The organism is Arthrobacter sp. P1_A5 (assembly GCF_056406825.1).
The window spans coordinates 21726-35308 of the sequence record NZ_JBFTZL010000010.1 but is presented as its reverse complement, the minus strand read 5'-3'; the positions used below and the strand labels follow the sequence as shown (position 1 = coordinate 35308).

11 protein-coding genes and 1 pseudogene are annotated in these 13583 nt (G+C 63.6%); 1 reads left to right on the top strand and 11 read right to left on the bottom strand.

What is annotated here, in order from left to right; all coding sequences use genetic code 11:
• Positions 1–33 precede the first annotated feature (33 nt).
• The 9 genes and pseudogenes from AC1D1S_RS04055 to AC1D1S_RS04015 all read right to left on the bottom strand — a co-directional run.
• The gene (locus tag AC1D1S_RS04055) at positions 34–1512 is read right to left on the bottom strand and encodes a sugar phosphate isomerase/epimerase family protein (RefSeq protein ID WP_476951407.1); all 1479 of its coding nucleotides are present in this window, start codon (positions 1510–1512) and stop codon (positions 34–36) included.
• A 32-nt stretch (positions 1513–1544) separates the two neighbouring features.
• On the bottom strand, positions 1545–2837 hold the full coding sequence (locus AC1D1S_RS04050) for a C-glycoside deglycosidase beta subunit domain-containing protein (protein WP_476993798.1): 1293 nt from the start codon (positions 2835–2837) through the stop codon (positions 1545–1547).
• Between the two features lie 122 nt (positions 2838–2959).
• Positions 2960–4045, bottom strand: coding sequence for a phosphotransferase (locus tag AC1D1S_RS04045; RefSeq protein WP_476993782.1), 1086 nt, complete (start codon positions 4043–4045; stop codon positions 2960–2962).
• A 494-nt stretch (positions 4046–4539) separates the two neighbouring features.
• Positions 4540–6000, bottom strand: coding sequence for an HNH endonuclease signature motif containing protein (locus AC1D1S_RS04040; protein ID WP_476993797.1), 1461 nt, complete (start codon positions 5998–6000; stop codon positions 4540–4542).
• Positions 6001–6077: 77 nt separating this feature from the next.
• On the bottom strand, positions 6078–6950 hold the full coding sequence (locus AC1D1S_RS04035) for an aminoglycoside phosphotransferase family protein (RefSeq protein WP_476993781.1): 873 nt from the start codon (positions 6948–6950) through the stop codon (positions 6078–6080).
• A gap of 229 nt (positions 6951–7179) precedes the next feature.
• Complete coding sequence (locus AC1D1S_RS04030; RefSeq protein ID WP_476944544.1) at positions 7180–7347, bottom strand: hypothetical protein; 168 nt, start codon at positions 7345–7347, stop codon at positions 7180–7182.
• A gap of 312 nt (positions 7348–7659) precedes the next feature.
• On the bottom strand, positions 7660–8064 hold the full coding sequence (locus AC1D1S_RS04025; RefSeq protein ID WP_476993796.1) for an SDR family NAD(P)-dependent oxidoreductase: 405 nt from the start codon (positions 8062–8064) through the stop codon (positions 7660–7662).
• A 40-nt stretch (positions 8065–8104) separates the two neighbouring features.
• Positions 8105–8551 (bottom strand): hypothetical protein, encoded by a 447-nt coding sequence (locus AC1D1S_RS04020; protein ID WP_476993780.1) that lies wholly within the window; start codon positions 8549–8551, stop codon positions 8105–8107.
• Positions 8552–8905: 354 nt separating this feature from the next.
• Positions 8906–9070, bottom strand: a pseudogene (locus tag AC1D1S_RS04015) (short-chain dehydrogenase); the annotation flags it as partial.
• A gap of 89 nt (positions 9071–9159) precedes the next feature.
• Here AC1D1S_RS04015 and AC1D1S_RS04010 point away from each other — a divergent pair.
• The gene (locus AC1D1S_RS04010; RefSeq protein WP_476993779.1) at positions 9160–10251 is read left to right on the top strand and encodes a type I restriction endonuclease; all 1092 of its coding nucleotides are present in this window, start codon (positions 9160–9162) and stop codon (positions 10249–10251) included.
• 434 nt (positions 10252–10685) lie between these two features.
• On the opposite strand, the gene AC1D1S_RS04005 is transcribed toward AC1D1S_RS04010, so the two are convergent.
• On the bottom strand, positions 10686–11594 hold the full coding sequence (locus tag AC1D1S_RS04005; protein ID WP_476993778.1) for an NAD(P)-dependent oxidoreductase: 909 nt from the start codon (positions 11592–11594) through the stop codon (positions 10686–10688).
• Positions 11595–11598: 4 nt separating this feature from the next.
• A complete protein-coding gene (locus AC1D1S_RS04000; RefSeq protein ID WP_476993777.1) occupies positions 11599–13518 on the bottom strand; it encodes a TRAP transporter large permease in 1920 nt (639 codons plus the stop codon).
• Between the last annotated feature and the right edge of the window lie 65 nt (positions 13519–13583).

Below are 13583 nucleotides of genomic sequence, written 5' to 3'. Positions count from 1 at the left end.
GGCATCGAGGCTATGGGACGTCGGTCTTTCAGGTCAGGCTGATGCCAGGGCCGTCCGCATGCTCTTGCGGATAAGGTCATGCTGCTTCCGCACCAGCAGCAGCGGATCCACCTCACCGAGCTCGGCGAAGGCATGACCTTCCCATTCGCTGGACCAGTAACCGCGGTAGCCGCCTTCGACGAATACGCGGACCAGTTCCGGATAGTCGATGGCCGGCTCGTTGCCCTGCTCATCAATGTCGTAGAACTTCGCGTGGACGTGCATGATTTGCGGCATGATGTCAGCCCACTCCTTCGGGCTGACGTGGCCGTGCATGTTGAACGCCAGGTGGGCGAAGGATCCAAGCCGGGCAGGATCGAAGTCACGTCCCCGCAGGTACGCAATGAACTCCTCCTGCCGCACCCGCATCGGTGCCTCAGTGCCCCAGATAGCCTGCAGCCTTTCCACAGCTTCATCGTCCAGCCCGGCACGGCGAACCGCGCGCAGGAGCGTGGGAGACATGCTGTGCATGGTGGAGGAGAAGTCAGCCACGAAGCCCAGCAGCGGTGAATCAAGCTCGGCGTAGACGTCGCGGACCTTCATGATCTCGGGCGAGTTGGGTCCCAGCGGTGCATGGATCTCGTAGGCAAGTTTGAGTTCGAGGTCCTCGGCGAGCGGCAGCAGCCGGCGAAGCAGCTCCGGCTTAGCGCTCTGGATGCGGACGAGCGGGAAACCGAGCTTCTTGGCGCCGTGGAAGAGTGTCTGCGTGAACTCGTACTCCTCGTCCGGGGTCATGTCGCGGTCACGGCGGCGTCCCATGTCCAGATTGGCGCCGAAGGAGCTGGCGGTGAAGCCGTGCTTGTCGAAGGCGCGCTGCCACGAGCGCACGAAGTCGTCAGTCACGTTGGGATAGGTAGGCAGGACCTGCGATGCCACAATTTCGATCCCTGGGCCGATGCCGAGCTCGGCCACACGGTTCAGCAGACCGTCGAAGTCGTACCAGCCGGCCCGGAATTCGGCGCTTGCCGAGTACAGGGTGAGCCCCAGCGAGAACGGATCTTCCTCCGCTTTCGGTGGGGGCGGCGTGACCGCCGTCGTCAGTTCCGGCGCCGCCGCAGCCCTGTCCGTGACGGTCAGCTCCAACGTCTGGTTCACGAAGTTGGGAACGTACATGCCGGGACCGCCGTCCTGGCCGGGAGCAATCTGCATGTACGGCAGGCGCAACTCACCGATGAGCCGGACGGTGTGCTGCTCGCCCAGGGCAACAGGGCTCTCCGTTGTGGCGATGAGCAAGGGATGTTCCTGGAGGTACCAGAGAGTTTCGCTTTGAGCGGGCAGGTCCGGGAGCGCATAGCGGACACCTCCCAGTTCCAGGGACAAGTTCCCGGCGGGGATATCCTGGCCGTCGACGGTGAGCCGCAGGCTGGAGACCGAGGAGAGCCACAGACTCCGGTACCACGGCAGGGTCAGGGCAAGCGCGAGACCGTCGGGATGGGTGCGGAGGCTTGCATCGTCAAGAAGTCCGTTTGGCATTGTTGCTCTCTTTACTGGGAAAAGGGGATGGGTCAGGTAAGTTCGCCGGTGATGCGGCGGATCAGGGCGTGTTGGCGCCGCACTTGCTCAATGGCACGCCATGGCGTGCGTTCGCCTTCATATTCACTGGAGAGATAACCGGTGTAGCCGGAGTCCTTGAGGGCCTTGAGCACGGGCAGCCAGGGAATCTGCTGGTCTTCCAGCTGCTCGTTGATGTCGTGGAACTTCGCCTGGACGAACACCACATACTGGGCGATATCAGCGAAGTCGGCGGGGTCGACGCCGATGCCGTCGAGGAAGGCGGGCCGGGTCTCGCGGGTCTCACCTGCGCGCAGCGGAATGGGCCGGTCCTGGAAGATTCCGGTGTCGATGAGCAGGCCGAAGTTCTTGGTTCCGGTCCGTTCGATGAGGCTGATGTAGTCCTCGACGACGGGGTGCCTGATGGGCGTCGGCGAATGAATCTCCGGGCAGATGATGACCCCCAGCTCGTGGGCCAGATCAAGGGAGCGTTCCACGGACTCGGTCCAGATGGGGTCTGGGACCAGATCGCTGGACACCACGCCGATCTTGGGGCGCACGAAGCCGAAACCCAATTGGTTGGCAAGCCGCAGGTCCCGCTGCAGGGCCTCCGCACCCTCGGCGACCGTCATAGTGCGGCCCGGGTGAAGACGGGTGTCTATCCAGGAACCGTAGTTCGTCGGCTCCAGCGAATACTTCTCCAGCAGGCCGAACCAGTTATCGATCCAGGCCGGGGACGGTTCCGGATAGTTGGGAACGTGGCCCTCGCCGAGGATCTCGACGCCGGTGGCGCCCACGTCAGCGACGGCGGCCAGCGCCGTCTCAAGGTCCATCACCGTGCCGTAATCGCCCATAAAGCTGTAGAGGGAAACGCCGTAGCGGAAGGTACCTTCGCCGCCTTCCGGCGCGAGCGTCACCTTGCGGCTGGTCCGGTGGGTGGTGGGCTGGTGTTCGACTGGTATGTAGGACATCCGCAGCCGCAGCTCGATGGAGAGCTCGTGGACGCCCTGCGGCAGGCCGCCGTCGAGGGGAACGGTGACCACTGCCGCTTCCTCAAGGGGCCAGCGCACGCCATCACTGTCCCAGAGCTGCTGCAGGGTGTAGGTCCGCCCGCCGAAGGTCCACAGCGGAACGTCAGGTCCGACGTCGACGATGCCGCCGATGCGAACGGCGATGCCATCGATGAGGGACGCGGCCATGCCCCGGTAGGAAGGCATCCGGACCCGGAACTGAAAACCGGTTACACGTCCGCCGTCCGTTACGTTGCGGAAGCCGACGGACTGGATGAGGTCTCTTTCGAGAAGCATCATTGCTCACTCTCTCTAGGTGCAGAATCCAGAGTAGCAAGCATTCTGTCGCTTTTGCACCTAAGTGAGCGCCTAACCGGCAAAACCTGCCAGGGGCTCGCCGGGCTGGCCGCTTCGGGGCCTCAGCTCCTTTCGGCCCGTTCCGCGAGGACGCCGATGGCCAGAGAGAAGCGGCCAGGTAGCGGCGAAAGTGCCAGACGGAGCCAGATGGCGTCCGAGTACGCATCGAACCGGACTGGACTGATGCGCAGTTCCTCGGCCACGGCCAGCACCTGCGTGTGAGCGGTCAGATATCGTGACGGCGTCATGCGGTTATTTCGTAGATGAAGCTCCAGATGGACGTCCAGACCGGCCAGATCCCGGGCGGCCTCGTGTCGGGCCGTACTGTCGAAGTCCAGCAGTCCGGGCGGGATGTCGCCGTCAGGAACGACGATTTGCTTGTCGTAGAGGTCTCCGTGGGCCCACACCACCGGATCCGGTGCCGTCCGTATCAGGTTCATGGCCACGTGCTCTACAGCGGCGCGCAAGACAGCGCGCTGAGACGACAATTCGGGGACGTTTTCATTGTGCTGCAACCAGTCGTCCACCCGTCGACACACCTTCGCGGCTTCCCACTCTGCTGAACGGAGCGGAAGGCTGTCGAGAACGCCTCGTGCTGCTGGGCCATGGGAGCCGTTCAGTTCCGCGACCCAGGCGCGCGACCATTTCTCCCATGCCCTGGCGAACGCTTCATCGCAGACGGCCGCTTCCACCCGGCCCAGCTCGTTCAGAGTCGGTCCCGGCATGGCGCTGAAAACGATGACGTCCGATTGGGAACTCTGACGAAGGATTCTGGGCGTTGTGAAGTTGCCGGCGTCCAGCAGGACGTCCATTTGCGCGCAGCGCTCGGCCGGTACGACGGCGCCCCCGGGTCCGAAGATCTTTATATAGCGGCCCTCCGCCCGGACGACAGCCTGGTGGTACGGCCAATACGAAATCAATTCCCCCTGCTGCGCTTCCCCCCGTAAGGCGGGAAGTCCCGGATCGTCCAAAGGGATTAGTTCGAACTGCCCGCGACGCAAATAAGCTCCCCGGACGCCGGGCACTCCCGGCGTCCGGACCTCCAGTACAAATTCTCCTGGTGTCTTCTCTGGCCACGCCCGCTGAACCAGCCAGGATGTGCCGGTATCGTCGTCGGCAGACGCCGGAATGGCGGAGGGCCAATCCATGGAATCAATTCCATGTACCGGCGGAGATACCAGCGAGTGGTGCGACGCAGTAGGGTGACGCGTTCCAGGCGTCCCGTGCCCATTAACAATAGACAGCCATGCTCCGTCCACCATTCCCCCCGTTCCCCATACGCAGGCTCTTCCGGCGCAGGCCGTTCGTGTGTCCAGCGTGAACTTCAACAATGAGGCAGGGATGAAACGGTCATGAAGAAACTTTCATCAAGGCCTTCTTCCCCGTCCATTCGGCGTCATGCGTCGCATGATCGCCGTAGCAAGCAGACCCGACGAACTCGTCCGGTGAGTCGAGATTGACCCGGACCGTGATGGGCATGGGGACAGTGGCCTGAATCGCGCTGGTCCTGGCCGGTCCGGCCTTTCAGGGTCACGGCGGAGGGTCGCGGCTCAGGGTCACGGCGGAGGCAGGGGGGCAGGCCAATAGCCGGAACATCCTTCGAACCCTTAATTGGACGGGGAGGGAAAGTGGAGCGCCGATCCTACGCCGCGATGAACAGTGCCCAGTCAGGAAAGGGATCCACCGGTAATGGCGGCCCGGTCTCTCCGGGTCCGACGGTCTCTCCGGGTCCGACGCCGCCGGCAAATACGTCCGGCCAGCCGGGCGGTTCCAACTCCCGGCCTTCACCCGCGTGGCCGAGGTGCTGCGGCCAGTGTGGCGGTTCCCAGTCTTGTTGCTCGCTTGGGTAGGAGCGTCCCGCAGGTGAGATCCAGCCGGGTGGATGGTCCCGGGTCGCGTCAACCGGCCTCCACGCTGTGGTGTGTCTGAGTCGGTGGTGCCGCCGGCATGGCTGGCCAAGGTTGGTGATGTCGGTGCCGCCTCCCTCGGACCAAGCCAACAGATGATCCGCTTCGTTATCCAGGGAATGGTTACTGCAGCCGGGAAAAGGGCACCGGCCATCCCGAAGCCGCAACCATTGGCGCATCGCCTTCGGAACCCGGTAGCTGGTCCGTCCGATCTCCAGCGGCGCTCCATTGCGCGGATCGGTCAGCACACGCAGGAACGATCCGGCGCCATCCCCTACAAGCCGGCGGGCCATGCTCGGCGGAACGGGACCATACCCGTCCAGCGTGGCCGGTTCCGACTCGGCGCCCAAAAGAGACAGCACCGGCACGGTCACCAGGACCTGCGCCTTGGGTGACGGAGTTCCTTCCGCCACCCCCGCCAGCAGCCAGTCGGCGGCGACGTCCGCACGGAGCTGGGTCAGGGTTCGGGATTCATTCGGCTCCTGCAGGGCACGGGCCGCTTCCGTGGCACGGGACCATGCAGCCACCGCCACATCCGCAGTCAGATAGGCCGAGAGCCAGGCCATGCCGTCCCGGTCCGGCACATATTCCAGCCGACGGTCCTCCACACCCTTGCGGTGGCGGGCTTCGATGCTTACGGGATGGTGCAGCTCACGCCATCTGCGCGCCTTGGCCCGGAACCTGCCCGGCACCAGCTCCCCCGCGGGGCAGCCACGCGCGGCAAAGGGAGCTTCGGGGTCCAGGAAATGAGCCTCCAAAGCAGCCGCCGCGGCGAGGTCCAGACCGGACGTTTCATCACACATCACCCGCGCGTGTTGCCATGAAATGCTCCCTGCTTGCAGCGCAGACAGCGTCAGGGGCAACTTAGTGGTCAGGGTGGCCGACTCTGCCAGGAGCGCCGCCGCCGATCTTTCACTCACGGTCAGGACACAGGCCACCTCTGCTGTCACGGCCATTTCCTGGGCGGTGCGCTCCTGCGGGGAAACGGCTGGGCCCGCCATGGCGACGGCAGCGCGGGCATATCCGGCGGCGAAGTGCACTTTCAGAGCGGCCAGCCTGGCTTCCATGCTGGCGACCTCAGCCATACCGTCCAGGCACGCGTCCGCTTCGTCCCGAAGAGGGTCGGCGCCAGTCGAGGCCGCGTTCCCGGCTCCGCGACCGGCAAATGCAGACAACCTGGCAAGGGAGGCCTCCATGGCCTCCAACGTCTCCGCAGCTGCTTTGCCTTCCACACTCCCAGCATATGAGGCGCCACTGACATTTAACGCTGGCGTCAGAGTTGCAGGCGAAGCCCGTCATCCAGGATCTGCCTGATCCCGAACTTTCCTACGCTGAACATCCGAGGATTATCGTCGGAGTTGCTCAGCATGGCGGTGGACAGGATGAGGGCCCAACCGCGGGCCCTCATCCTGGTGTCTCCATCTACTGCGGAGCCGAAGGCGCCCATGAAGCGGTGGCGGCTGCCGGCGTCGAACATCAGCCACCCCACCGCAAGATCGACAGCCGGGTCCCCTGCCCCGACGTCGCCGAAATCGATGACGCCGGCCAGGGAGCCGTCGTCCGCCAGCAGGATGTTGCCAGGGTGGAGGTCCCCGTGGAGCATCATCGCCGGACCATCCCAGGCTTTGGCGGCACAGGCCTGCGCCCACACTGCTTTCAGCGCTGCCGCCTGCGGGTAGCGTTCGTGGTCCCCGAGCCGTTCCACCAGCACAGCGTCACGGTCCGTCAGCGGCACGCCTCGGAAAGGGTTGACCGGGACTCCCGTTTCGGCGGGCACGTGAAGGGACAGCAGGAAATCGGCCAGGCCCTTAGCCGCCGGCCCGCGGCCTGCCGGCCCGACGTCGGCCGCAGCGGCTCCGGGGACCCACCGTACGATGCTCCACGGCCATGGAAAGTCCGACGTCGGCCTGCCGGCATGGACGGGGACAGGAACCGCAACCGGGGAGCGGCGAGCTATGTCGGGAAGGTAGCGCTGCTCATGCAGTATCAGCGGAACGGCCTCCGCCCTGCGCGGCAGCCGGACGGCCAGATCGTCACCGAGCCGGAAGGTCGCGTTGTCCCAGCCGTTCGCAACCCGCGCTAAAGGAAAATCGCCGAGGTCGGGCCGCTGGTCCCGGACGAGGCGCTGGACCACTGCGTCACTCACTTCCACCGTGGCTTGGGGCATTCGAGCCATTCAGAGATCCGCCTTCCTTGCGCCTGTTATGCAGCCCGGTCCTTTCCCTTGTCCGCATATAGTTCAAGACCCCCAAGAGCGGACGGGGCGCGGAATGAGGCCGTGGAATCGGACGACGGCGGGATGTCCCGCCGTCTTCCTGGGACGGCATGAAGCTGCGTCTAACTCATCCCAGCCTGGACCACCGGATTCTCAGCGGTCAGCCCGCGCCCTGTTCCTCGCGGGCCACCTCCTCCAGAATCCTGGCTGTCGGCGCTGCCATCATCAGCTGCCCGATCACCACGGGTTTGTTCCACACCTGGCTGCGCAGCTTTTCCATAAAGACCGTCGCGGCGTCCTTGGTGTCGAAGTCAAGGAGCACGGCCACGCTGTTCTGGTCCTCGGTACCCCGAACAAGCGAACAGACCGGGGGCCCGAGGCTGCGCGGGCTGCGGGTCGAAGATTTTCTTGAAAGCCTCGTTTTCCCGGACCAGATAGCTAATCTGCAGGGTGAACATCGTCGTCCCTTTCCCTCGCGCTGTGGCTGGGATCACCCTAGGCCGTCCAGCGTCGTCCCGGTGGGGCCGGAGGGTGGCCTTGGACCGAGGGGTGCTGGCCTTCTGACGCAGGGAAACGAGCGACACATACGGACGACGGCGGGACTTCCCGCCCTCGTCCTCTGGCGTTTAGTGCCGCTCCCCTACAGGGCCGACCAGCCGCCGTCGGAGGCGAGGATGGCGCCGTTGACGTTCGTGCCGTCGTCGCTGAGCAGGTAGGTGATGGAGGCGGCGAGCTGCGCCGCGGTGGCGGGCGTGGGGACGATGGCCTGCATCAGCGGGCCGAGGCGTTCGGCCGTGAGCTGGGCTCGCCAGGTGTCCACGACGTTGGTGATGGTGGGGCCGGGGGCGACGGCGTTGAAGCGCGGGCCCCGGGGCCCGTACGTCACGGCCGAGTTGTTGGTCAGGCCGACGACGGCGTGCTTGGACGCGGTGTAGGCGGCGCCGGCGGCGGACCCGCGGTGGCCGGCCTCGGAGGCGACGTTGACCACGGACCCGGTGCCGGCGTCCAGCATCAGCGGCACCACGGTGCGGGTGAGGCGCATCAGGGAGGTGACGTTGGCCCAGCGAGAAGATGCCCCGCTCGCGTTACCGCCTGTTATTAACGCTGCTGAGGCTGAACTGTATGATCCTGTCCGGGCTGTCCTCGCTGAGTTTCAGGACTCGAACCGCCACGTCATAGCCGTCAACGACAGCAGAGACAGCAGAGACAGAACACGCTTCATACATGCCCGTGACGTTTGACGGCAGCGGAGAAGTCTCGCAGTCGCCCTTCACTTTCGCACCGTTCAAAGCTTCGTCACTGATGCGTTGCACGTCAGCGGGTGCTACTTTCTGTTCCGTCCGGTAGCTGCGCCACATGCTGTCACAGTCCACGTCGTAGCGGATGCAGAACGGTCCGCCCGTAATGTTCTCCCCCTCCGCGTTCCATCCCGGATCAGGGTGCATTCGGTCTGCGATCGCAACCATCGGTGCCGTCGCAATATCGTGGGTCACCTGAAGGATTGCAGGAATGCCAAAGATGACTGCGAGCACGATGAGGACTATTTTCAGCCACGTCGGAAGCCATCGCCTCTTAGGCTGCGGTGAGCTGTCAGAACGAGTCTGCATGCCTTATTGTCGCCTCTGTTCGTGTTTCGCAGGATCTTCCATTCCCGTCTTTGTTACAGCGAGAAACTCCGAATCATCCGGGAACGGACTGCGAATCCCGACAGTTGGGAAAGCGACACGATCATGGCCGGCTATCTCTGACCACCATCGCTCTGTCCCGAGTTTACGGTCAGGAACTATTGGCGTGGATGACTAAGTAAGACGCATCTTTCGCGCTCCACACCAGCGGAGGACGGCGGCCCTCCCGCCGTCGTCCGCTTGCGTTTGGGTGCCGCTCCCCTACAGCGCCGACCAGCCGCCGTCGGAGGCGAGGACGGCGCCGTTGATGTTGGTGCCGTCGTCGCTAAGCAGGAACGTGATGGACGCGGCAAGCTGCGCCGCGGTGGCGGGAATGGGGACGGTGGCCTGCATCAGCGGGCCGAGGCGTTCGGCCGCGAGCTGGGAACCGCAGTTGGCCCCTAAGACTCAACTTTCATCAAATTGGCAGAGGGCTGCGCTACGGTTGGCAGCACTATCAATTCGTAGGGGGACAAATGGAGTTTGCAGAAAAACTTTCGGCTTTGGCAGCAAAGGTGCGCCAGCAGCGAGGTGTGATCCAGACGGAAGAGGCGACGAAGAATGCCTTTGTCATGCCTTTCATTTCCACCATCCTTGGCTATGACGTCTTCAATCCCATGGAAGTGGTTCCGGAGTTCATCGCGGATGTGGGTCTTAAGAAGGGCGAGAAGATCGACTACGCGATCGTCAAGGACGGCGAGGTGCAGATCCTGATCGAGTGCAAGAAGTCCTCGGAACCCGTGAAGATCGAGCACGCATCTCAGCTTTTCCGGTACTTTGCCGTCACCAACGCCAGAATCGCCATCCTCACCAACGGCGAGGTGTACCAATTCTTCACGGACCTCGATGCCCCGAACCGCATGGATGCCAAACCATTCTTGGTGCTCGACTTGAACGACATCGACGAATCCCTGATTCCGGAACTGCAGAAACTGTCCAAGGACGTCTTTGATCTCGACTCGATCATCAGCGCGGCCGGTGAACTGAAATACATCGGCGAACTCAAGAGGACTCTGGCGGCACAATTCAGGGAGCCTGAGGACGAGTGGATCAAGTTCCTCACGGGTCGCGTGTATACGGGCGCCTACACCCAGAAGGTGCGTGAGCAGTTCACCGCGTTGGTGACCAAAGCGTCCAAGCAGTTCCTGAACGATCAGGTGAACGAGCGGCTGAAGAAGGCCCTCGGCGCCCCGGCCTTTCCCCAAAATGACGACGCAACGGTGGCTGCCAGCGTCACCAGCGCACCCGTCGCCGAAGCGGACCTGGCCGAGGCTGACGGCCTGGAAACAACGCTGGAGGAAATCGAGGGGTACCAGATCGTGCGCGCCATCGTCTGCAGCGAAGTCAAGCCCGCTCGCGTAGCGCAGAGGGATGCCAAATCGTATTTCGCGGTGCTGCTGGACGACAACAACCGCAAACCGATCGCGCGCCTGCATTTCAACCGCACTCAGAAGTACATCGGCATATTCGACGACAACAGGGAAGAGACGCGGGTGCCCATTAGCTCGCTGGAAGAGATCTACGAGCACACTGAAGCACTCCGCGCAAGCGTAAAGAGCTACCTGTAAGCGCCGAAACTGGCGTGCCAGTCCAGGCCATTAGATCTCGCAGTAGAGATAAGCGGGCGACGGCGGGCCCTCCCACCGTCGCCCGCTTACCTTAATTGCGACTCCCTGAGGTTCACATGGTTTCGGTCACCGAATAGTTCGAAACCACTAACAAGCGTTAGGCATTAGGTTGCCTAAGGCAACAGAAACGACCCGCTGATGAGTGCCTGCGCCTGATGGGATGCCGCCGGTCCGGTGACGAATAAACAGCCGGAAATTGCTCCCAATGATGGGTACGGAATTGAAGAGCGCAGCCAGGAAGTCCGAGGCTTAAGACTAGTGCTCGGTCACTATCAGGGTCCATGAGTTCTTTCCTCGAAGCCGGTGGTGATCCATGACGCGCTGGCGTCCGAAAAGGGGCCAAGTAAGCGATCTTCACTGGAACGTGTAGCAGACTAAGGGAGGATGGTCCGGTATATCCCCGTGTGGTCCAAGTCGCCGTAGCCCTCCTCGATCATGAGTTCGAAGGCGTCTCGGAGGGTGTTAGCGAGCGGCAGGTTTAGCCCGCATGCCGTGGCGATCTCGTCTATGAAGTTCAGGTCTTTGAGCTGGTTTTTCGCTGACCCGCCACCTTCGAAGTCTTGGTCGATCCAGCGTCGTCCCTTCTGGCGAAGGACTTCTGAGTTGGCAAGACCGCCCGCCAGAACAGTTTGCACTTTCTCAAGGTCGAGTCCGGCAATGCTTGCAAGGGCCATCGCTTCGGCCAGGGCGGTTACCGCGGCGGCGACGACGATCTGGTTGCACGCCTTCACCGTTGATCCCGCGCCAGTTTTGCCAAAATGGAGGACTGTCGAGCTGTATAGCCTGAAGAGAGGGGTTAGTCGCTCCACGACTTCGGGCGGCCCCCCAACCATGATGCTCAGCCGCCCCTCTTCGGCACCGATGGTTCCGCCGCTAAGGGGTGCGTCCACGACTGTCACCCCCCAGTTGCGCAGGCAGTCATCGGCGAACTCTGCGACTGCCACCGGTGACACTGTTCCGTGAATCACGAGGACGGGGTGTTCGATGCCTGCGGTTTTCCATCCTTTCAATAGGCCGTCTTCACCGGGGAGTAGAGCTGCAACCTGGGGGAGGTCGGGCAATACAGTCAGCACGACTTCACTCGCGGCGGCGGCCGGGGCGGCTACGACGGTGCCCCCCTCAATCCCACGGGCTTTTTCTGGTGTGCGGTTCCAGAGAGTAAGGGGAACCTGGCCGGAGAGGATATTTCGGGCGATCGGAGCTCCCATTGGTCCCGTGCCAATGAGGGCCACGGAGGCGTGGAAACCAGACGTTTTGTTCTCACTTATTGTCGGTGTTGTCATGTGCTTAGAAAGGGATCAGTCCGGCGAGGGCGGGAAGGAAGGTGCTGAACCAGGGGACCGCCGCCAGCACGAGGAGTCCGAGGAACACGGCGATGAGGTACGGCCAGAAGTGTTTGAGGCTCTTCTCGACGGTTTCGCGGGCGGTTGCGCAGGCGACGTAGAAGCCGACACCTGCCGGTGGCGCGAAGGAGCCGATGCCCATGGCGATGATGAGCACCATGGCGTACTGCACGGGGTTGACGCCGAAGTCGGTGGCGATCGGCAGCAGCAGCGGGGCAAAGATGAGGACAGCCGGCAGGCCCTCCAGCAGCTGGCCCATGATGATGAGCAGGATGATCGTGAAGAACATGAACAGGAGCGGAGAATCGCCGAGTCCAGACATGAGGTCGTGGATCTGCTGCGAGACGCCGGCGAGGGCGAGGGTCTGGGCCAGCGGCGACGCCGCGGCGATGATGAAGAGCACCATGCCCGCCGTCGTCGTCGTTTCGCGCAGGGTGTCGCCGAGGAGTTTCTTGCTGCCCCGCCGGTATGCGGCGGCCAGCACGAAGGCGTAGGCCACGGCGACCGAGGAGACTTCCGTCGGCGTTGCGAAGCCGCTCATGATGCCTACCACCATGCCCACGGGCAGGAGGAGGGTGGGCAGGGCGAAGAATGATGCTGAACCGCGTGCACGCCAGGTCGCCTTGGGGCTGGCGACGCCGCCCTGCTTGCGGGCCCGGAAGAAGACGAGCGCCATGACGACCAGCGCAAGGAACGCCGCGGGAACTAATCCGGCCAAAAACAGCGTGGTTGTGGAGATCGTCGTGATGGAGCCGAGGATCAGCAGCACGATGCTCGGCGGGATGGTTTCACCCATGATGGCCGAGGCCGACAGGACCGCCACCACCTCGCCGCGCGGGTATTTGCGCTCTTCGAGCATGCCTCGCATGGTGGTGCCCACGGCCGCGACGTCGGCAACCTTGGATCCGGAAATGCCGGAGAAGATGTACATGGTGACCACCACCACCTGCAGAAGACCGCCGCGCAGGTGGCCGATGAGGGCGTCGACGAGCTTGGCCAGCGGCAGGGTGAGTCCGGCGGAGTTCATGACCGTGCCGGCCAGGATGAAGAACGGGATGGCCAGCAGCACGAACCCCTTGGCGCCCGAGGCCATCCCGATCGGAATGGCGCTGACATCGGAAATGCCGCCGAGGTAGAGGTAGATCCCCGAGGCCAGGGCCAGGACAAAGGCGATGGGGAGGCCAAGGAAGAGCAACAGGAACAGCACCGCGAGCACCACGCCCAGGAGGACGTTAGGGGACGCGTAGTAGAACAGGGGCGGGGCAAGCATGACGACGGCGACCATCGCCGCGGCGATGCCGGCGGCGGTCAGGACGGGCCGGCGTTCCTGCCGCCGGAGTTTGACGAGGGCGAACCATGCGATGAGCACCATGCCGACGGAGAATGGCATCGAGACCCAGAAGACGGGCAGTTGCAGGATGGGCGTCTTTTCTTCGATCTGCTGGGCCAGGGTCGGCACGAAGAGAGCAAATGCGCCTGCGCTCATGACAAAGACGAGCCAGTCGACCAGGGCGGCCAGGTAGGGCTTCCATGTTGCGGGCAGGCGCATGATGAGGGCCTGGACCGACATGTGCGCACCCTTGGGGTAGGCGATGGCTCCGCCGATGAAGGCGATGGTCAGGAGCGCGATTTCTGACACTTCCTGGGTCCAGAGCACTGAATCACCGGTGGCGACCCTGACCGCAATGTTCAGCAGGATGACGACGAGTTCGGCGAGGATCGCCGCGCCCACGGTCCATTCGAGGACCTTGTCGAGCCAGACGGCGCCGCTCCAGCCTGGCGGGACGTGACCGTGGTGCAGGATTTCTTCCGCGTCGGACGGAATGACCTCCTCGAGTTCCTCGGGAGCGAGCGTGTGTTTCATGTTCTTCCAGACTGTCGACGTTGAGAGCGGGACGTGGTGGGAGGGCCGGGGCGCCGCTGGCGCCC

What these genes read in the sequence shown, in the direction of transcription:
- AC1D1S_RS04055 (WP_476951407.1), bottom strand. Translation starts at nt 1,512, where the DNA reads ATGCCAAACGGACTTCTTGACGATGCAAGCCTCCGCACCCATCCCGAC.
- AC1D1S_RS04050 (WP_476993798.1), bottom strand. Translation starts at nt 2,837, where the DNA reads ATGCTTCTCGAAAGAGACCTCATCCAGTCCGTCGGCTTCCGCAACGTA.
- AC1D1S_RS04045 (WP_476993782.1), bottom strand. Translation starts at nt 4,045, where the DNA reads ATGGATTGGCCCTCCGCCATTCCGGCGTCTGCCGACGACGATACCGGC.
- AC1D1S_RS04040 (WP_476993797.1), bottom strand. Translation starts at nt 6,000, where the DNA reads ATGGAGGCCTCCCTTGCCAGGTTGTCTGCATTTGCCGGTCGCGGAGCC.
- AC1D1S_RS04010 (WP_476993779.1), top strand. Translation starts at nt 9,160, where the DNA reads ATGGAGTTTGCAGAAAAACTTTCGGCTTTGGCAGCAAAGGTGCGCCAG.
- AC1D1S_RS04005 (WP_476993778.1), bottom strand. Translation starts at nt 11,594, where the DNA reads ATGACAACACCGACAATAAGTGAGAACAAAACGTCTGGTTTCCACGCC.
- AC1D1S_RS04000 (WP_476993777.1), bottom strand. Translation starts at nt 13,518, where the DNA reads ATGAAACACACGCTCGCTCCCGAGGAACTCGAGGAGGTCATTCCGTCC.